The organism is Mucilaginibacter sp. P1_D10, assembly GCF_056406215.1.
Window position 1 is genome coordinate 98,319 of the sequence record NZ_JBFUAP010000002.1, and the last position, 21,319, is coordinate 119,637.

The 21,319-nt window shown below is 45.9% G+C and carries 10 protein-coding genes; 7 read left to right on the top strand and 3 right to left on the bottom strand.

The window, feature by feature from the left end:
* Nucleotides 1–5 precede the first annotated feature (5 nt).
* From AC1DYT_RS02940 to AC1DYT_RS02970, 7 genes are all read left to right on the top strand, one after another.
* A complete protein-coding gene (locus AC1DYT_RS02940; RefSeq protein ID WP_477468159.1) occupies nt 6–1,664 on the top strand; it encodes a RagB/SusD family nutrient uptake outer membrane protein in 1,659 nt (552 codons plus the stop codon).
* Nucleotides 1,665–1,735: 71 nt separating this feature from the next.
* Complete coding sequence (locus AC1DYT_RS02945) at nt 1,736–4,402, top strand: sialate O-acetylesterase (RefSeq protein WP_477468160.1); 2,667 nt, start codon at nt 1,736–1,738, stop codon at nt 4,400–4,402.
* Nucleotides 4,403–4,512: 110 nt separating this feature from the next.
* Entirely contained in the window at nt 4,513–6,741 is a 2,229-nt protein-coding gene (locus tag AC1DYT_RS02950; protein ID WP_477468161.1) for an FAD-dependent oxidoreductase, read from the top strand.
* 16 nt (nt 6,742–6,757) lie between these two features.
* Nucleotides 6,758–8,431, top strand: a complete 1,674-nt coding sequence (locus AC1DYT_RS02955; RefSeq protein ID WP_477468162.1) for a sodium:solute symporter family protein — start codon at nt 6,758–6,760, stop codon at nt 8,429–8,431.
* A gap of 126 nt (nt 8,432–8,557) precedes the next feature.
* Nucleotides 8,558–9,778, top strand: a complete 1,221-nt coding sequence (locus AC1DYT_RS02960; RefSeq protein ID WP_477468163.1) for a glycoside hydrolase family 27 protein — start codon at nt 8,558–8,560, stop codon at nt 9,776–9,778.
* An 8-nt stretch (nt 9,779–9,786) separates the two neighbouring features.
* Entirely contained in the window at nt 9,787–11,736 is a 1,950-nt protein-coding gene (locus tag AC1DYT_RS02965) for a sialate O-acetylesterase (RefSeq protein ID WP_477468164.1), read from the top strand.
* Nucleotides 11,737–11,740: 4 nt separating this feature from the next.
* On the top strand, nt 11,741–13,912 hold the full coding sequence (locus tag AC1DYT_RS02970; RefSeq protein ID WP_477468165.1) for an outer membrane protein assembly factor BamB family protein: 2,172 nt from the start codon (nt 11,741–11,743) through the stop codon (nt 13,910–13,912).
* A gap of 126 nt (nt 13,913–14,038) precedes the next feature.
* On the opposite strand, the gene AC1DYT_RS02975 is transcribed toward AC1DYT_RS02970, so the two are convergent.
* The 3 genes from AC1DYT_RS02975 to AC1DYT_RS02985 all read right to left on the bottom strand — a co-directional run bounded on the left by AC1DYT_RS02975 (nt 14,039) and on the right by AC1DYT_RS02985 (nt 20,938).
* A complete protein-coding gene (locus AC1DYT_RS02975; protein WP_477468166.1) occupies nt 14,039–15,544 on the bottom strand; it encodes a glycosyl hydrolase family 28 protein in 1,506 nt (501 codons plus the stop codon).
* Nucleotides 15,545–15,798: 254 nt separating this feature from the next.
* Complete coding sequence (locus tag AC1DYT_RS02980; RefSeq protein WP_477468167.1) at nt 15,799–17,607, bottom strand: RagB/SusD family nutrient uptake outer membrane protein; 1,809 nt, start codon at nt 17,605–17,607, stop codon at nt 15,799–15,801.
* A 10-nt stretch (nt 17,608–17,617) separates the two neighbouring features.
* The gene (locus tag AC1DYT_RS02985) at nt 17,618–20,938 is read right to left on the bottom strand and encodes a SusC/RagA family TonB-linked outer membrane protein (protein ID WP_477468168.1); all 3,321 of its coding nucleotides are present in this window, start codon (nt 20,936–20,938) and stop codon (nt 17,618–17,620) included.
* Between the last annotated feature and the right edge of the window lie 381 nt (nt 20,939–21,319).

The window sequence follows — 21,319 nt, forward strand, 5'->3', positions numbered from 1 at the left end:
GCATCATGAAAAATACACACGCATACAAAATATTGCTGCTAACCTTACTAACCATGGCTGGTTGCCGTAAACTGGACCGGTTCCCTTTAGATAGCCCAAGCACTTCCACCTTTTACTCCAATAAAACGGAGCTGGACCTGGCCGTGAGTGCACTGTACAACAGTGGCATATACCCGCAGGATTGGGAAGAATGGTCTGATAATTTTTGGAACAGAACAACCATCGGTAACGAGATTATCCACAGCACAGCAACCATACAATCATTCAACTTTTCCAACACCTGGTTAACCTGCTACAAAGGTATAGCCAGGGCGAATGGCATCTTAGACAACATCAATAAAGCAACCGGTGTAACTGATGCCTACCGCAAGCAAGTTGAGGCGCAGGCGAGGTTTGCCCGCGCCTATGAGTATTCCTTGCTCATTGTCCACTTTGGCGATGTACCGTTGATCAAGACCACGCTTTCACTTGCCGATTCATACAAAATCAAAAGGACGCCGGTTGCCGAAATTAAAGCCTTCATCAACAGCGAGTTCGATTTTGCCGCATCGGTATTGCCGGTAAGCTACACATCGGGCCTGCAGTATTTTACCAAAGGCGTTGTGCTGGGTATGAAAGCCCGCATGGCCATCTCCTTTAACGATTGGGCTACAGCTGCCGATGCCGCTAAACAGATCATGGATTTGAAGGTGTACAGCCTATACCCATCATACCGTAACCTTTTCCTCAGGGCGGGCCAGCATAGTTCGGAGGTGATCTTATCCTTTCCGCGGTCGGTAACTTACCTGAACACGTACGATATACAATACACCATATCAAGGCTCTCAGGCGGTTTTGCATCAAGCATCCCATCGCACGAGATGATAGACAGCTACGAGTGTACCGATGGTAAAACCATTGATAAATCGCCGCTATATGATGTGAGCAAGCCTTTCGCCAACCGCGATCCGCGCCTGAATGCTACCATCGTTACCCCCGGCGATACCTTTTTAGGTTATGTCTTCCAAAACCACCCCGATAGTACCTTGGTTTTCAGCACTAAGGATAATAAAAAGGTTGCTAATAAAGATAATAAAGGCTCGGCCAACCCATTTGCCAGTTTCACCGGCTACCTGTGGAAAAAGGGTATAGATGATAGCCAGTTGGCCAATATAAACAAGGTTGACCTTGACCAGATAGTGCTGCGTTACGCGGAGATACTGTTGATTTACGCCGAAGCTAAAATAGAGCTTAACCAGATAGACCAATCGGTTTTGGATGCCATTAATACCGTTAGGGCGAGAGGATATGGTGTTGCGCTTGGGGCAACAGGCTCGTACCCGGCGATAACCACCACCGCACAGGCTGATTTGCGGAAGATAATGCGCCGCGAACGCCGTATAGAACTGGCCTTTGAAGGCAGGCGCTACCTCGATTTACTGCGCTGGAAATTGATAGATAAAGTTTTCAGCAAACCGGTGTACGGTATACCCATCAACAAGGCAGATTACCCATACCCGGGCACACCGGTATTCGATGAGGATGATATCCCGTCGTACGAAGCCTTTGCATCAAAGCTGACAGTTATAGATAAGCGCGTTTTCGACCCTAAGTATTATTTATGGCCGGTACCCTATAACGAACTGGCTTTGAACAGCGAATTAGGGCAAAACCCGGGGTGGTAAGTATGGCAATCACTGCATAGCCTATATGCAGTGATTGTTTTTTGCGATACTTTGTAGATAAAATACAGTTAATGAATTTATTAAGAACAGTAATTTTAGTATGGTTTTGCGGACTGTTTGGCAGCAATTGTTTTGCGCAGGAGAAATTATTGTTCCTGGTTGCAGGGCAAAGCAACGCTGTTGGGCAGGGAGATTCGGGCCTGGCGGTAAAAGCGGGGCTGGATAAGGCTTTTGAGTACAGGTACACGGGTAATGGGCTTCACCCGCTGGCAGATCCTGTTGGCGCTAATGAACTCGGTTTCGAGCGCGCTGCTACCGGTAGCGCCTGGCCAGCTTTCGCCGCTCAATTGCATCAGCTTTCGCAAAAAAATATCTTCATTATCCCCGCCGCCCGTAACGGCAGTTCGTGCAACTACAAAGCCGAGCAGGGCAGTTACGGCACCTGGGATACAACAGGCGTGCTTTTTAAAAACGCCATACTTAAAACGCTGCAGGCCGTCAAAAAAATTGGCCGCCCACTAAACGGTATCATCTGGGTACAGGGCGAACGCGATGCCAACGCCATAAACGCCGGCGATATAACTGCCGCAGAATACGAGGCAAGCTTAAGAAAGCTTATCACTCGGTTCAGGCAGCGTTTGGGTGCGCAGGTGCCTTTTTATATCATTGAAACCGGGTACTACAAAAACCATCCTAAAGGAGGGTTCGATTCTGTTCAGGAGGTGCAACGGCGTATTGCCGCAACAGTACCTCATGTGTTCCTGGTGTACAAAACGGCTAAGTTTATGGCGCAAAACAGGCTGAAGGACGAAATTCATTACAACCAGGGCGCGCTAAACGAGATGGGCAAAGCCATTGCCGATACCCTTTATCAGCTTGCCCCGCATGTAAATACCGCAAAAATATTTGGCAATAATATGGTGCTGCAGCAGGGCATCCCCATTAAAATATGGGGGTATGCTATGGCGGGCACAGCGGTGACGGTTAAGCTTAACTTAAAGGCAGTAACCGTTAAAACGGACGCGGGCGGCCACTGGCTGGCAACCCTGCCCGCACAACAATACGGTGGCCCGTATGTATTGCTGGTGAAAACAAACCAACACAGCATCAGCTACAAAAACGTAATGGTAGGCGAGGTGTGGCTGGCTTCCGGGCAATCTAACATGAATTTCGAGATCGGCCGCCCCATTGCCCATATGGAAAAAGTTGTGGCCGCAGCCAATTACCCCCTGATCCGCGAATTTAATGTAACCCGGCAGGTGAGCAGGAACCCGCTTGCCGAAGTAAAGGGCGGCGAGTGGCTGGTTTGCAATAGCAATAACGCGGCCCAATTTTCGGCGGTGGCTTATTTTTTTGCGCGCAAGCTGTATTTAAAAAAGAAGGTAGCCATCGGTATTATCCATACTTCGTATGGCGGTACCACAATAGAGGCCTGGACAAGCTACGAAGCGCTTTTGACCCATCCGGATTACAAAGAGAAGCTCCCCAAAATGCTGTTGGATAAAACCGACTGGGGCGCCATGCAAGCAATAACCGATAGCATAAACCGTGAGAAAGACCGGGTTATCCAAACAGCGGGCAACGGCCAAAAATTGGGCGTACATGAAATGAATTTTGATGACCGCAACTGGGGCGGGCGCAATTACCCCATCTACACCTCCGGCCTTGGCGCACCTGCATATAGCATTGTATGGCTCCGTAAAACTATCGACGTACCAGCTACAGGTAACATTAATCAAAGTTTCCGGCTCAATTTTGGTAAGTTGCTGGAATCTGATATTACCTACGTTAACGGTACAGAAGTTGGTCGGAGCAAACAGCTCGACAGCACGGTTTACACGCTGCCAAAAGGGGTCATCAGGGCGGGGAAAAACGTTATTGCCATCCGCCTGGTATCGCAATGGGGCAACGGCCAGATAGGGACACCTGTTGACCAACCATCCCTAAAAAGCATGGATGGCAGCCTAACTATCCCGCTTACCGGCAGTTGGAAGTACGACTATACCCTTGAACCCAAACTGGTACTGGGTGGCGGCTATCAAAATAACCCTGCGGCACTGTTCAATGGTATGATCAATCCATTAATCCCATATGGTATAAAGGGTATCCTGTGGTACCAGGGCGAATCCAACGCAGCTAATTACGCATCGTACAAATCCTTGCAACCCTTATTGTTTACCGATTGGCGCAAACGCTGGGGTAATTCGGGCATGCCTTTTTTGTTTGTGCAGCTACCCAATTTGCAGGGCGCCTCTCCATGGCCATGGATGCGCGAGGCGCAGGCTGCCTCGTTAAGCTATCCTAATACGAGCATGGCCGTAGCTATCGACGCCGGCGACAGGTACGATCTGCATCCGCATAACAAACAACTTATTGGCGAGCGGCTGGCCTTGCAGGCACTGCATATAGTTTATGGTGATAAAGGGATATCCGAGGGGCCGGTTTACAGTTCGGCGGTGGTAGCCGATAGCGTTATCCACATCAGCTTTAAAAGATCGGAAAGTGGGCTGGTACTCAAGAATAATGGTGCCGGCAGCGGATTTGTTATTGCAGGCAACGACCATGTTTTTCACCCCGCAAAAGTAACGCAACAAGGCGATGTGCTGCTGGTCGGTTCGCCTTCGGTAAAGCATCCTATAGCGGTAAGGTACGCATGGGAAGCCGACCCTGCTGTTACCCTTTTTAACCGGGCGGGTTTACCAGCGGTGCCATTCCGTACAGATACATGGGCGCCATAGGGGCCTTTGCCACATAACAGGCAAAAACTAACAAATAAACACATATAAATAATAGGAATATGTTAACAGCGGAGTATGTAACGCGAAGGGGATTAAAATTAGAGGAGCGATTGGCAGACCTGATAATAACAGGCGGCGGCCTATCGGGTGTTTGCGCGGCCATAACGGCGGCGAGGGCCGGGATACATGTAATACTTGTGCAGGACAGGCCGGTGCTTGGCGGTAACTCCTCGAGCGAGGTGAGGTTGTGGATCTTGGGTGCAACATCGCATATGGGCAACAACAACAGGTGGGCCCGCGAAGGTGGCCTGGTAGACGAGATAATGGTAGAGAACATGTATCGCAACCCCGAAGGTAATCCGCTGATATTTGATACCATTTTACTGGATAAGGTAGTTGCCGAAAAGAATATCCAGCTGCTGTTAAACACGGCGGTTTACGAGGTTGAGAAATCATCTGCGGATGTTATTTCGTCCCTCACGGCGTTTTGCAGCCAAAACTCAACCCAATATGTACTTAAGGCACCGCTTTTTTGCGATTGTTCCGGCGATGGTGTTGTTGGCTTTCTTTCGGGCGCAGCCTTCCGTATGGGAGCAGAAGCAAAGGAAGAGTTCGATGAAAAATTTGCGCCCACTGATGCTTACGGCGAACTGCTGGGGCATTCACTCTATTTTTACTCAAAGGATACCGGCAAACCGGTTAAGTATGTAGCACCGGATTTTGCCCTGGCCGATATCACAAAAATTCCACGGTTTAAAAGTTTTAATGCCCAGGAGTTTGGCTGTAAGCTGTGGTGGATAGAGTATGGCGGCCGGCTGGATACCGTGCACGATACTGAGCAAATAAAATGGGAGCTGTGGAAGGTAGTTTACGGCACCTGGAACTACATTAAAAATTCGGGTAACTTCCCCGAGGCGGAGAACCTTACACTCGAATGGGTGGGTACTATCCCCGGCAAGCGCGAGAGCAGGCGTTTTGAAGGCGATTACATGCTGCATCAAAAGGATGTGGTGGAACAAAATACGCATTTTGATGCCGTAGCCTACGGCGGATGGTCGATAGACCTGCATCCCGCCGATGGCATATTCAGCGAAAAGCCGGGCTGTAACCAATGGCACAGCAAAGGCATTTATCAGATACCCTACAGGTGCCTGTACAGCAAAAACATAAAAAATCTCTTTTTGGCGGGGCGTATCATCAGCGCCAGTCACGTAGCCTTTGCTTCTACCCGGGTTATGGCAACCAGTGCCTATGTGGCACAGGCGGTTGGTATGGCGGCAAAAGTTTGTAAGGAAAAATCGGTATATCCTGCCGATATTCTTAAAGATCACAGCTTTGCCACCCTGCAAAAAGAATTGCAGAGATCGGGTCAGTATATCCCCGGGGTGGCATTAGAGGATGACGCGGATCTGGTAAAAACGGCAAAAATACAAGCCTCCAGCGAACTGCTCATTAACGCAATGGATGTTGATACGCAGTACCTGCCCTTGGATATAGCAGCTGCGCAGCTTGTGCCGTTGTCCGTGGGTGATTTTCCAGCAATACTCTTTAATGCAGAAGCGGAGGAAGACACCCAGTTAAAAGTAGAACTGCGCAGCAGCTTGAAACCGGGCAATTTTACGCCGGATAATAACATAGCAAGTACCATCTTCGATGTCAAAAAAGGCAGTAATAGCCTTACAATAAACTTCGAGCACACGCAATCAACGGCGGCCTATGTATTCCTGATGTTCGGCAAAAACCCCAAGGTGAAGCTGCAGTTTACAGAGCAGCGGATAACGGGGATGCTCTCGGTTTTTAACCTGGTGAATAAGAATGTGTCCAACTACGGCAGGCAAACGCCCACGGAAGATATCGGCGTAGACGAGTTTGAGTTCTGGTGCCCGCAGCGTCGGCCAAACGGGTTAAATATAGCCCTTAACTTTACGCCGGGGCTTGATGTTTTTAAGGCAGAGAACATCTGCAACGGTACCGATAGGCCGGCGCTGCAGCCCAATGCCTGGATTGCGGCGTATGATGATGCGAGCCCAAAACTGACGGTGGAATGGGATGAAGAAAAAAGCATAAGCAGCATCCATCTGGTTTTTGATACTGATTACGATCACCCGATGGAAACGGTGCTTATCCACCACCCCGAATCGGTAATGCCGTTTTGCGTACGGAACTACAGCATACAGAGCGAAGACGGTACCCTTATCTATCAAAAAAGTGGCAATTACCAAAGCCGTAATATTATTACACTTGCAACACCGGTAACAACAAAAAAACTGATCATCAATATTCAACATCCATCGGCTTTGGTGCCCGCCACTTTATTTGCGGTAAGGTGTTATGCTTAAATGCTTTTTATAAAATATGGTACAAATAGACTTTTACGTAATGGCGATCTTCGCCTTACTAATATTTGCAATAGGCTTAACCTTTACCAAGGCGGGTAGTAAAAACGGACAGGCATTTTTTGAAGCCGGCGGCGCAACCCCCTGGTGGATAAACGGCTTGTCGCTGTTTATCAGTTACTTCTCGGCAGGTACGTTTGTGGTATGGGGATCTATCGCTTATAAAAGCGGCCTGGTATCCAATGTTATACAACTTACTATGGCCATCAGCGGCTTACTGGTAGCGCGTTTTATTGCCGGTAAATGGAAAAAAACCGGCGCCATGACGGCGGCTGATTACCTGGGCAGGCGCTTTGGCGTAAAAACGCAGCAGTTTTATACGTATTTGATCTTGTTGCTCAGTTTGTTTTCTACAGCGGCGGTGCTTTACCCCGTAGGCAAAATGGTGCATGTGGCTACGTTGTTCCCGCTCAATACTTGCATCATCGTTATCGGGCTGATTATTGTACTGTACACCGCAGCAGGTGGCCTTTGGGCTGTGCTGGTTACCGATGTTGTGCAGTTTGTTATACTCTCGGCATCGGTGTTTATTGTTATCCCAATAGCATTTAGCGAAATAGGCGGCGTATCGCAGTTTTTTTCCAAAGCACCTCCTGGTTTTTTTAAACCCTTTAATGCCGATTATACCTTTGAGTTTATGCTGGCCTTTATTGTGTACCAGTTGTTTTATATCGGCGGTAACTGGGCCTACGTGCAGCGCTATACCAGTGTGGCTACCGTTAGAGAATCAAAAAAGGTAGCTTACTTATTTACGGCTTTATATCTTATCAGTCCGGTTATCTGGATGCTGCCGCCCATGATCTACCGTATTATAAACCCTAACCTGCAGGGACTGGAACCAGAAGGTGCCTACATGATGATATGCCAGAAGGTACTCCCCGCTGGTTTAATAGGCCTGGTGCTGGCCGGCATGATATCGGCCACATCCAGCAAGGCAAACACCACTATTAACCTGGTTGCAACCGTTTTTGCCAATGATATTTATAAAACGCTTATCCGCCCTAAATCCTCCGAAAAAGAGCTTATCCTGATGGCACGCTTGTTCACGCTGCTGTTCGGGGCCCTAACTATCATTGTAGCTATACTCATCCCACTGGCGGGTGGTGTGGTAGAGGTGGTGCTAAGTACGGCTTCAATTGCCGGTGGGGCATTGTTCGGCCCAATCATCTGGTCATTATTTACCAGGCGGCAAACGGCGTTTTCGTTGGTTACCGTTTCGGTCATATCGCTACTGGTAAGCCTGTTTTTCAAAGTAATAACCCCGTCCTTATTTCATCTGAAGTTTAACCGCACTATTGAAACCATTGTTGGTGTTGGGCTGCCTGTTTTGCTACTGCTGGCATTGGAGTTTTATTACAAACTCAACAGTTTACAAGGCCCGGATTATATGGTAGCTGCCCCTGAAACAGCCAACGCCCAAACCATTGAGGAGCATGCCGCATCGCAACAGCAAAATGTTTTTGGCGTAAAGGTAATTGCCATATCAATGGCGGTAATAGGGTTGGGCATTATAACGCTGGGCATATTGGCAACCAGCTTTTCGCAGGTTGTAATAGGGGTAGGGCTTTTTATTTTAATAATGGCTGGCTTTATCTGGTGGAAAATAAAACCAAACCCCACAGCCGCTACCTAAGCGAACGTGTCAATTTTAAATTCTGATCATTTCCTGATAGCGCTTTCTTGTTCGTGTTTTTTTCACAAGAAGTGCTATGAGTAGCGATAGCTGTGCCTTTTCAATAAAAAAAAACCTCAAATAACGATGAAAAATTTGCTGATAGCCGTGGCGCTTTTGATAAGCATGAATGCCGCCGCACAAAAGTTTGAAGGGCTTGCCCTTACTCCGCCAATGGGTTGGAATAGTTGGAATACATTTAAAACCGGGCTTGATGAAACGCTGGTAATGAGCATGGCCGATAAAATGGTATCATCGGGTATGGCGGCGGCGGGTTATGTTTATTTAGTGCTTGATGATGGTTGGTTGGCCAAAGAACGGGATAAGGATGGCAACCTGCTTGCCGACCCGGAAAAGTTTCCGCACGGTATGAAATTTATAGCCGACTATGTGCACGGTAAAGGGCTTAAGTTTGGTATTTACAATTGTGCCGGCACGCTAACCTGTGCTAAATATCCCGGCACACGCGGCCACGAATATCAGGACGCACGCCTATATGCTTCCTGGGGAGTAGATTATTTGAAATTTGACTGGTGTTTTGCTGATGGCCTGAATGCTAAAGAGGCTTACACCACCATGGGCAAAGCGCTGAAAACTGCCGCCCGCCCCATGGTCTTCAGTATTTGCGAATGGGGCGGTAACACGCCCTGGCTTTGGGGAGCAGGCGCCGGGCACCTGTGGCGCACCACAGGCGATATTTACAGCTGTTTTGACTGTATAAAAGATATGGGCGATTTTACGGCATTAGGCGTTATGGCCATAACTGATAAACAAGAAGCACTAAGAGCTTATGCAGGCCCCGGGCATTGGAACGACCCTGATATGCTGGAGGTTGGCAATGGCATGTCTGCAGGGGAAGACAGGGCTCATTTCTCGTTGTGGAGCATGATGAGTGCACCCTTAATGGCAGGTAACGATGTGCGGAATATGAGCAAAGAAAGCGCATCAATATTAACCAACAAAGCGGTTATTGCAGTTGATCAGGATAGCCTGGGCATACAGGGGTACCGCTACAGTGTTAAAGATAGTCTGGAAACCTGGCTCAAGCCATTGAAGGGTGGCGATTGGGCAGTTTGTTTTTTAAACCGCAGCCGCAGCGCTATTTCAGTTGATTTTAACTGGAAGCAAGAGGTTATTACCGACACCTTATCGAAATTGCAGTTGAACGCGATAAATAGCAGGTTTAAACTAAAAAACCTTTGGACTGGCAAGTATGTAGGGCTAACCGATAAGCCCTTCAGGTCGAAGGTAGCGCCGCACGATGTGATCATGCTCAGGCTCGAAAAACAACCGGATGCCAATCAATAAAAATCAGCATGATGAAAAAAAATATATACCTGTTTACGGGTTTGCTATTGCTGTTTTGCTGCCCAAACAGTGAGGCGAAAATTATTGTTTCGCGGCTTATAAGTAACAATATGGTTTTGCAGCGGGGGATAAGCGCACGCATTTGGGGTACAGCTAATCCGCAGGAAAAAATTACGATAGAGTTTAAGGGCCGCCGCTACCAAACCCATTGCTCAAAAGATGGCGCATGGCTTATTATGCTTGCCCCGGCAGAAGCCGGTGGCCCTTATATGCTCACTATAAAAGGGCGGGATGAAATGCTTAAAATTAATAACCTGCTGGTGGGCGATGTTTGGGTTTGTTCCGGGCAATCTAATATGGAATTTGCGGTTTCGGGCGTGTTTAATGCTGCTAAAGAACTTGCTGCTGCAACGGATAGCGGTATCAGGCAGTTTAAAGTACCCAAAGCAAATGCCGATGTCCCGGCAAGCTTACTAAGCGGCGGCGAGTGGAAAAGCAGTTCGCCGGCCACTACGGCAGAGTTTACTGCCGTAGGTTATTTCTTTGCGCGCGAAATGCGTAAGGCGCATCCTGATGTACCTATCGGCCTCATTAATGCCAGCTGGGGCGGCTCCCGCATCGAGGCCTGGTTAAGCAATACGGGGTTTGGTTGGAAGGGTTTGGCTGATCTGCAGAAGTATCATGAAGATGAGCGCGTACGCCGTATTAACCTCCTGAAGGCAAAAAACGACTGGCTGCCTACCCAAAATGATGCCGGTATAGAAGATGGCAAGCCTGTTTGGATAGCCACAGATTATGATGATACCAAATGGAAGGAATGGAATGTACCGGGCTGGTGGTGGGGAAACGGGCTGGAGTTTTTTGGCGGCGTATTATGGATGCGTAAATCTTTTGATTTGCCTGCGGATGTAGCCGCTTCGCACATTGCCCTATCGCTGGGTTACTTTGATGATTGCGCAAGGGTTTGGATGAATGGGCACCTGATAGATTCGGCTAACGACCGATCTGGCAAAGTGCGCAGGTATCTTGTGCCCGTAAAATATTTACAGGCGGGTAAAAATACCATCACCCTGCAGGTTACTAATCTTGATGCTACAGGAGGCGTATATGGCGATAAAGAAAGCATGAAAATAAATGCTGATTTTTTTCAACTATCGCTGGCCGGCAGCTGGAAATACCGGATTGGCAATTTTGCTTACCGTGCGCAAAGCCAACCTCTTACTACACCGGTTGGGTTATATAATGGGATGGTTTCGCCGCTTACAAATTTTACTGTAGGCGGTGTGCTTTGGTACCAGGGCGAACAAAACGCTCCCGATGTACCAACTGCTTTTAAGTACCGGGAGCAATTGCAATCCCTCGTTAAAGACTGGCGCGTGCAATTCTGCAATGCAGCCCTACCATTTGTGGTTGTGCAATTACCCAACTTTAATAAGGCGGTACAAATGCCTTCGCCGAGTAATTGGGGGGTGCTGCGCGAATCGCAGTCCCGTGTGCTCCAACTTCCTCATACTGCCCTGGTAAATACACTGGATCTGGGCGACGCGGATGATATTCACCCCCGTAATAAACAGGATGTGGGCAAAAGAGTGGCGCTGGCGGTGCAAAAACTCGTTTTCAATAAAGCTGAAACAGATGTCGGGCCAGTCTATCGATCGATGCAAATCATCGGCGATTCGGTTAAAGTCACTTTTAATACTACGGCCTCAAAACTGATAGCAAAAGATAAATACGGCTATGTTACCGGTTTTGCTATTGCGGGTGCTGATAAAAAATTTGTTTGGGCCAAAGCCAAAATTACCGGCAATATGGTAGTGGTATGGAGCGATGAGGTGAAAGCCCCGCTGAACGTGCGGTATGGCTGGGCAAATAATCCGGCTGATGCGAGCTTGTATAGTAATAACATGATGCCCGCATTCCCCTTTCGTACGGATGATTGGGACCCTAATATATATTAACTCCATGAAGAATTTAATGTACTTGTGCTTGTTTGCGCTGGTATCGTGCCAGCCGCGGCCCATAAACTATCCCGCAATTGGTTACGAGGGATGGACAAACTACGCCGGCACAAAAGACGGCGCAAGGTATTCTGCCGCAGAACAAATAACGCTTAAAAACGTGGCGGGCTTAAAGATTGCCTGGACGTATAGCTCGCATGATAAAGATGCAGGCAACCAAACACAAAACCAGTGTAACCCCATCATAATTGGCGAAACCATATACGGTTCTACGCCAGCCTTAAAGCTGTTCGCGTTGAATGCGGCAACAGGGCAACAGAAGTGGATATTCGACCCAGCTTCTGCAGATTTTGCAAAAAACACCGACCCGAAAGCATACTATAAAGTGAACAGGGGCGTGGTGTACTGGCAAAGCAATGCTTATGGCGACAATGCACGTATATTTTACAACGTAGGCAGCAGGGTGTTTGCTGTAGATGCCGCGAATGGGCAAAGGGTAACCGCCTTCGGAAAAGATGGGTATATCGACCTGACTGAAAAGTTAGGTGGTGTTAGCCATTCTTTTATAGCGGCGACCACACCTGGCATAATTTATAAAGATATGCTGATAATGGGCATGCGGGTGTCTGAAGGGGAGGAAGCTTCGCCTGCACCTATCCGCGCTTACGACGCCCTTACGGGAAAGCTACGGTGGAGCTTTAACACCATTCCGCATCCGGGCGAAAAAGGTTACGATACCTGGGACGATAAACAAGCATGGAAACGATTAGGCGCTGCCAACAACTGGGCGGGCATGTCGCTTGACGAAAAAACGGGGATCGTGTATATCCCCACCGGCTCTATTGGTGGCGATTTTTATGGCGGCAATCGTAAAGGGCAAAACCTGTATGCCAACTCGCTTATTGCACTCAATGCGGCAAACGGTAAGTATATATGGCATTACCAGGTGGTGCACCACGATCTATGGGACCGCGACCTGCCCGCCAACCCCAACCTTGTTACCCTCTATCACAATGGCAGAGCCATAGATGCTGTTGCCCAAATAACAAAGCATGGCTATATTTTTGTTTTTAACAGGGCCACAGGCCGGCCTATATTCCCAATCGTAGAAAAACAGGTGCCGCAGGCGGCGTTACCCGGCGAGCAGCCCTGGCCAACGCAACCTATCCCCACCTTGCCGCAGCCCTTTTCACGGCAGGTATTTAACCCGGAAGATGTAACCAACCTTTCGCCGCAAACCAACAAGGACATGCTGGAGAAATATAGAAAAGTAAAATACCGCGCCATGTTTTCTCCCCCGGCAAAAGAGGGCGGCTGGATATTCCCTGGCTTTGATGGCGGCGGCGAGTGGGGCGGTGCGGCTGTAGACCAGGAGACTAAAATAATGTATATAAACGCCACCGAATTGCCCTGGATACAACTGATGATTGATGTGCCGCAAGCAAGCGCTGCCGACCATTCGTTACAAGGTACCGGCCAGGCATTGTATAACCGTTATTGTATTAGTTGCCACGGAGAAAAATTGCAGGGCAATGGCTCTACCATACCTGCGTTAACAAATTTGAATAAAAAGTATAACGAGAATACCGCCCGCAGCGTTGTGGAGAACGGGCGTAACATGATGCCATCTTTTAAAGCCATCCCCGAAGGCGAGAAAAAAGCGATACTGGCATTCTTGCTTAAAATTCCGGAAAAGGAAGCCGGGGAGCCAACCTTAACAGCTAAAACTATGGGCCCAAACAACTTCAAAAGCGCACCATACACCATGGCTGGTTACACCCGCTTTTTAGATAAAGACGGCTATCCGGGCATTAAACCACCATGGGGAACACTTAACGCTGTAAGCCTGCAAACGGGTAAGTTGCTATGGAAGGTGCCTTTGGGAGAATATGCTGAACTGACGAAAAAAGGCATCCCCATAACCGGAACGGAAAACTACGGCGGGCCACTGGTAACCAAAGGCGGACTGGTTTTCATAGCCGCCACCAAAGACGAAAAAATACGCGCCTTTGATAAGAAGACTGGTAAAGTTGTTTGGCAGGCCAGCTTACCAGCAGCCGGATACGCTACACCGGCTTGTTACCAAATAAACGGCAGGCAATATATTGTAATAGCCTGCGGCGGCGGCAAAATAGGCAGTAAGTCGGGTGATGAATATGTGGCGTTTTCATTATAGGAATTGTATTCGGCATCCGTATAGAGCCTTGCTGGATCTTTAAATTCAATATCTTACGTGGATTGAAATTCTTACTCACCGAATTACTCACCACTTTTCAATTAGATTTAAACAACAAGAAAACTTTCAATTATGATCAGAGTGACTATTAATAAATTTAACATCTTCTGTGTGTTCACCAATAAAGAAGTTGGCCATATCACCCGTTTTATAAAAGCCAGGCTTTTCTGCCATGTTATCTGTGATGCATTTTCCATTGATATTTAGGTTGTCAAAAACGACGTGTTTGATCTTTCTTTTGTCATCATAACCAGTGATAATGGATAATGTCGCATTTTCACCCTTATAAAAGATGTTTTTAAACAATACATTTTCGATTCCGGCCCCGGGAGAGGTATTATATTTTGCATTATACATCACTCGTAAGTTCACTAACTGACCTTTCCTGATATTTTCAATAGTTACGTCCTGAAATGTTACATTGCGAATAAGATTACTGTCACCAGAATTAAGCGCCATACATCCCTGATAATCAATTTGATTTTCATGTTGATCCAGGATTTGAATATTGTTGAACGTGATATTTTCAAGGGTATCAGGATTTTGAGAATCACCATGAGTGCCGATCAGTATAGGATGGGCTACATCGGCCCAAAGTATAGCGTCCTTTACGGTAATGTTTCTGGTATTTCCAAAATAGTTCCAGCGGTGCCCATAAATTGCAATACAGTCATCCGAGTTTCGCATGAAGATATGGTCCAGGATGACATCGGAGCTGCAGAAAATGTCAATGCCGTCAGCATTCCCTTCAGAACTAAAGGATTTAAAATGCTTTACTTTCACGTCTGAAGACTGTCCGATCATGATTGAATAATGGTAAGGAAGCACTATCAATCCTTCAATATTAACGTTTTCAGAATAATTAATTGTCAACAAATCGCCGCGGCCTTGTTTAACTTTGCTTGCGTCGGTAGCAAAGGGTTTGGTGGCGTTTAAATCTGGTTCAGTTTGGGTCAATATACCGTGGCCGGTAATGTTTACATTTTTAGCATGGTCCATTAAAAAGCTACCAACAACAATTGCACCGCCGGCTATGTAAACCGTTTTGTTGGATGGTAAGTTTACTTTCCCTATGCGATGTATACCGGGCCCGTAGAATAATATGTTGGTGTCTTTAATTGTGGGTTTAGATCGTTCAATTTCGTTTGCAAAAAGTTGTAGATTATGAAAAATATCTCCGTTAATTTCAATAGAAACATACTGATTAACATTAATTGAAAAAGTAACTTTCTTACCTTTAATTATAGGTGCTATTCCATAAGCCAGAGGCCTGATTTTAATATCTTTAATTCCACCCGCAGGGATGGTTAATTCTACTTCAACTATTCCATCACAATCAAAGTAAGCAAAAGAAGTTTGCTCTCGAATTGTCTTCGTTTTAATCACATTGGTTACACGTGCCTGGTAAACGTCTAAAGGTAACCAGGAATTATTATGTTCCCTTATTTTTAAGCTGTATGCAGTACTCACGAGGTCACATTTCGGAGCTTTATAAGTAATGATTTCAGCAAATGATAATTGGCTAATTAACAGGAAGGTGACGAGGCACAAAAATTTGTATTTAAAAATCATAGACGGTATAAATAGTTTTATAAACTCTTATTTATAGACAGATATTTCCGGGTTTAATACTCAATATTCAAAAAAGAAAGTGGATGAATTATAGCAGATGTTGGTTCAAAAACGGTCACAGTCCTTGTTGCGGAAACTATTTACAACGATTGATTTTGTTGCTAGCGTTCTCGGTTTCGTAGATAGTAAGAGGACCAACGCCAGTTTAAAACGAACGAACTGCTGCATGGTAGCGCAGCACTTCGTTCTTCATATTACCAGCCCGGATTCTGAGTTAGAGCGGGATTCAATGTTATTTGCGTGGTTGGAATTGGATATAAATAATTTTTCTCAGTAAAGTTACGAGCCGTATTATCTAAAATCAGTTGACCATTGCCGTCGCGAGCGTTAGTAGGAGCGGGCGAAAGAGGATTCGGTCCAATTTGTGCTTGTGTTCCGGTGTATTTAATGCCAACTGGCCAGGCACTTACAAATTCAGCTACATTACCGTAGGCAGATCCACCTACGTTGGTCCCTAAATCAGTGCCAGCACTGTGCCAGCGCTTGATATCGTCAAAACGAAAACCTTCATAATACAATTCAATAAATCGTTCGCGTCTGATTTCGGTACGGAAATCCAAACCATTTGCGGAAACGAAAGCATTAGATAGGGGAGGCATGTTTTTATTTGCACGTAAACGCACCAGATTGATAGACTTGTTCAGATCAGCGTCAGAAATGTTGCTATTTCGTTCGTAAACAGCTTCAGCATAGTTTAACAAAACTTCAGCATAACGAATATTAGGGTAATCCTCTGATTCAAGTTTATCCGGACAATTGCGTTCGGTTACCCATTTTTGATTGGTATACCCACCAATTTGTACCGTTTTGCCTAACGATGTAGCAATATCAGCCAGGTCGTTTAACCAGGTAACGCGATAGTTGGCGTTACCATACCAATAATACATGTTATTCACTCGGATAGTGTATTTTAAACGGTTGTCTCTATTAACAAATTCAGAACCATACGTTTGAAAACCCTGAAAAAGGGGCGATTTTTCTATCGGTAGTCCGTCTTGACACAAAAAAGCATTTATAAACTTATGCTGGGGGCCAATTTGAGTACCTTGACGGCTGATATTGATGTTTATAACTTTACTGATATCGTCATAGCGATAGGCCAGGAGATATTCGTGGTTGGCAGATTTGGTTACGCCAGCCGGGTTCGATTTCGGATTTTCTAAAATAAAAAGATATTTTTGGGCAGAATCGCCTAAAACAGTGCTATTACCGCCTAAGCCGTTAGATGCCGGAGTACCGAATAAAGCAAATTGATTACTGGTTATTGCTGCATTTGAAGAAGCTGACGACTTATCTAACAGCATATTAAATCGGGTTGCATCACCGTTGCGGAATTTAAGCCAGGTTCCTTCATAAAGGGCCACCCGACCTAAAAAAGCCTGAGCCGCAGGACGGCTCACGCGACCGAAGTCGGCCAAATTCGATGCTATCGAAGCTGGCAAATTCGGTATAGCAGCTTCAAGGTCCGCAACGATCTGGTCAACTATTGCATCCCGGGAGGCTCGTTCACCGTAAAGTTCAGGGGAATCCAATTTTAGTGTTTTAGTGATCAAAGGGACACCGCCATACAGCTGTAGTAAGTCAAAATAGCAATATGCCCTAAAAAACTTAGCTTCCGCGACATACTGCGCGATTGCATTTGGGTCATTAAACCCGGCTGCCTTTTCCAGCAGGTAGTTGCAGTTTCTAATTCTGGCATAATTATTTGTCCAGTTGGCGTCGGTTGCAACTACCGTGTTTGTGCCTGCACCAAATGCCCCGCCTCCGCCAAACACATCTGCCCGTCCATCATAATGAGGATTATCTGCAAATGAAGTAGCAAAGTTCCTGAGATATCCATAATATTGATTAGTGAACGTTTTAAAATCATTGGCCGTTTTAAAATATGCGGCCTCGGAAAGTTGATCCTGAGGTTTCAGGTCAAGTACTTTGTTACAGCTAAGCTGCGCCGTTGTTATCAACAGCAGCAGAAAGTAAAAAATAGTTTGTGAAATATTTTTCATGTCGATTTAATTAAAATGTAATGTTTGCACCTAAAGTTATATAGCGGTAGAAGGGGTAGCGTTCGTTTCCCTGAGTGGTACGTGTTACTTCCGGGTCCCAGCTGTCATGAATGCCACTAATTTCCCACAGGTCGCTTCCCGAGATATAAATTCTTAAGCCGCTTATCGCTTTTGTGCGTTGAAGCAGCGCCTTTGGCAAAGTGTAGCCAATCACCAGATTTTTTAAACGCACGTACGCGCCATTCTCTATTGACCAGCTTGATATTTGATAATTGTAACCGTTGATTCCATTAGAGTGCAGATTTGGATAGTATGCATTGGTGTTTTCGGGAGTCCAGGTGTCGCCTATCCATTGTGTAGTCTGAGCTTGTCCAAGTGCGGTATATGGAACCCGCCAATTGTTGGCGCTACCGTTAGCCCGGAAAATAGTTCTTTTACCAACACCTTGGAAAATGCTCGTAAAATCAAAGCCTTTCCATTGCAATGATAGGGCCATACCAAAGGTATAGCGGGGTACGTCACTACCTAAAAATACCAGATCGCCCATATCTGCAGTGGAAGTTCCATTGGTAAGTTTTCCATCGCCGTTGACATCTACATAATAATTATCACCCGGACGCAACCCCGAATTTTGGCCCGGCAGATTAGTTAAGGGGCTGGCAATCGGAATACCGATGGTGTTAATTGCGCCACCCGGATTGTAAAATTTCGCATTGTAGGTGTCAACTTCCGCCTGAGTTTGAAAGCGTCCGCCATATTTTAAACCGAAATAGGAACCAAGAGGGTAACCCTCCACAGTTGCATTATATCCCGCGCCCAAAGCAGGCACGCCATTAAAATATACAAGTTTGTTTTGGCTGTCGGTTATGTTTCCCGAAATCGAATAGTTAACTTGACCTATATGATCCTTCCAGGTTAACTGACCTTCCCATCCCCAGGTTTTTAAGTTGCCGTTATTAGATTGCGGTGCGCCGATACCTAAAACTCCGGGGTAGGTAACACTTACAAGCATGTTCTTATTCTGATTGCGGAATAATTCAAAAGTGCCATTCAGATGCCCTTTTAACACACCAAAGTCAATCCCTAAGTTCCTTTTAATTACCGTTTCCCAAGTACGGTTAAGTGATACAAGGTTGCCGGTAGTGCTTGTTGCGGTCGCGATTGTCGATCCTAACAATGTTCCGCTACTGCTCACATTAAGGGATTGTAGGTAATCATATAAACCTATGCCACCTTGACTGCCCGCCGTAGCGTAAGAGGCGCGAATCTTTAGTTCGGTGAATATATTTGTGTTTTTAATAAAATTTTCCTCACTTAATCGCCATCCACCCATCAAGCTGTAAAAAGGTTTCCAACGCGTAGAAGCGATAAATTTCGAGGAACCATCGTATCTTCCGGTAGCTTCAAAAAGGTACTTGCCTTTAAAAGCGTAAGTTGCTCTGGCGAAATAAGAGCCAAGGGCATAATGATTACGTACCTCATTATTTGTCACAAACCCCCCAACCGAGCTGGTCAAACCCAAATTCAGGGATGGTATATCATCACTGCCGATATTATAGGTGGTTGTGTTAAACAAATCATACTCATCACGCTCGTAAGAGCTACCGATCATGAATGATATATCGTGTATATTATTAAACTGATTGGTATAGGTCATTCGCCCAATCAAATTATAGTATGGGTCGTTAATGTTTTGCCTGAAATAGTTTTGACTTCCACCTGTGGAGCCTCCGGATGGAGCTGTGGTACCGGTTAGGTACTTATCATCATAAGAATATAAGCGAACTGTTTTAGTTTGTACCCTTGCATCCTGCCACCAGACATTGTATCCCGCAGTCCCTGAGAAAGTAAGGTGTTTTGCGAAGTTGTATGTTAGAGACGTATTTAACAATGCACGAGAATTAAATTCAAGATTGTCGCCACCGTCTCGTAATAACCCTGCGGGACTGGTAACACCTCCCCATTGATACGGGCGACCGGATTGTGTGTACATTGGCAAACCTATTTGAAAGCCGTTGCCGAGTGCACTATAGCTACCTGTTGTATACATGGTAGGCTGCTGAATATCATTTTTTTCTAACGCAACATTTGTTTCTATCTGCACCTTATCGCTGAATCTGAAATTATTATTGAAACGCAGGTTATAGCGCTGGTTGCCGTTGTTGCCAATTTTCAACTGGCTGCCGTCATTCAAATAGCCCAGCGAAACACGATACGTGTTTTTTTCTGAACCACCCGAAATGCTCAAATTGTGCTGGGTAGAGGTGGCACGGCCCCATAGGAATTGTTGCAGTGATACGTCGATAAAGTCAAGTTCCTTTACATCGAGAAAGGCAGGTACGGGCAGCCCATTATAAAAGGAGTTAGCTGTAATTCCTCCCGTCGTGTTACCTGGAATTTGGGATGCCGATACAACTGTACCTTTGTTTGCTTTAGCAAAATTGGCCATTTGATACCATAGATCGGTAGCCGGAATTACTCCATAATTATCATTTATTTTTGCCTGGAGTAAGCCGTCTGCCCATTGGTCAATATTCGCCATCTTAGGCTGAAGCCCTACAACTTTTTGTGATACCGAAGGGCTATATTGAATTTGCATTTTGCCGCTTTTGCCTTTTTTGGTTGTAATGAGCACAACCCCATATGCGGCGCGGGCACCATAAATAGAGGCAGCTCCGTCTTTTAACACGGAGATATTATCAATGTCGTCCGGATTTAGCGAATTCAATTCGTTATTATTATTAAGGGCAACATTGTCTAAAATGATTAATGGGTCCTGACCGTTGACAGATGTAGCGCCTCTTATTTGAAAATTCCAGTTTTCGCGGCCGGGCTGCGCTGACGACCTGGTAACCACCATTCCCGGTACTTGTCCCTGCAAGTTTGCAATAGGGTTATTAGTTGGGCCCCTATCTTCAAATACTTTAGAGCTTACCGTGGAAATTGCTCCAACAACTGAAGGTTTCTTTTGCGTACCATAGGCCACGACAATGACTTCATTTAACCCGGTTTTATTTGGGTATAGCCTGATAATCATTTCTTTATCAAAATCAGCCGGAACGTTTAGGCTGACATAGCCGATACTGTTGAAATGTAGAAGGCCCTTAGGCGGAACATCGATTTTAAATTTGCCGTTAACATCGGCAGCAACACCGGTTGTTGAATTAGCAATTGTTATTGTTGCTCCGACGACAGCTTCGCCGGTCTCTGAGTCAATCACCTTTCCTATAACCGTTTGGGTCTGCCCAAACACGGTACTACAGGAAAGCAACGTCAACAGCAGGACGGATATACGGGTTATCCGCCATTTTTTACTGTAAAAATTAATCATAATTCTTCAATTTAATTGTGTGTTAATTGGTTAGTAAATAGATTCTTTGTTTTGAGCATCAAATCTTCATAATTGGTTATTGTCCAATAGACAGTATAACACGATATGTATACTCTTCATTGAAGCCGAATTTTTTAATGGAGTTTATAGGAATAGCCCGGAGGTAAACCATTTAAGCCAATGGTCGATGCTGAATGCCCGATCATCGAGTAGCGGATTTATAACACCCGGATGAAGTGGGTGAATGTGGCCTGTGGGTTTAGGACAGATTACCAACCGGCTGCCCCTTTGTTTACAAATAAGGAAGCGTAATTATGATAACTTACTTTTAAGAAGCCAGGGATATTTTTGATAGGATTATCAAATGTTCTGAAAACACGA

Excerpts from the sequence above, each read along its gene's own strand:
- AC1DYT_RS02940 (WP_477468159.1), top strand. The coding sequence starts at position 6 with ATGAAAAATACACACGCATACAAAATATTGCTGCTAACCTTACTAACC.
- AC1DYT_RS02945 (WP_477468160.1), top strand. The coding sequence starts at position 1,736 with ATGAATTTATTAAGAACAGTAATTTTAGTATGGTTTTGCGGACTGTTT.
- AC1DYT_RS02955 (WP_477468162.1), top strand. The coding sequence starts at position 6,758 with ATGGTACAAATAGACTTTTACGTAATGGCGATCTTCGCCTTACTAATA.
- AC1DYT_RS02960 (WP_477468163.1), top strand. The coding sequence starts at position 8,558 with ATGAAAAATTTGCTGATAGCCGTGGCGCTTTTGATAAGCATGAATGCC.
- AC1DYT_RS02965 (WP_477468164.1), top strand. The coding sequence starts at position 9,787 with ATGATGAAAAAAAATATATACCTGTTTACGGGTTTGCTATTGCTGTTT.
- AC1DYT_RS02970 (WP_477468165.1), top strand. The coding sequence starts at position 11,741 with ATGAAGAATTTAATGTACTTGTGCTTGTTTGCGCTGGTATCGTGCCAG.
- AC1DYT_RS02975 (WP_477468166.1), bottom strand. The coding sequence starts at position 15,544 with ATGATTTTTAAATACAAATTTTTGTGCCTCGTCACCTTCCTGTTAATT.
- AC1DYT_RS02980 (WP_477468167.1), bottom strand. The coding sequence starts at position 17,607 with ATGAAAAATATTTCACAAACTATTTTTTACTTTCTGCTGCTGTTGATA.
- AC1DYT_RS02985 (WP_477468168.1), bottom strand. The coding sequence starts at position 20,938 with ATGATTAATTTTTACAGTAAAAAATGGCGGATAACCCGTATATCCGTC.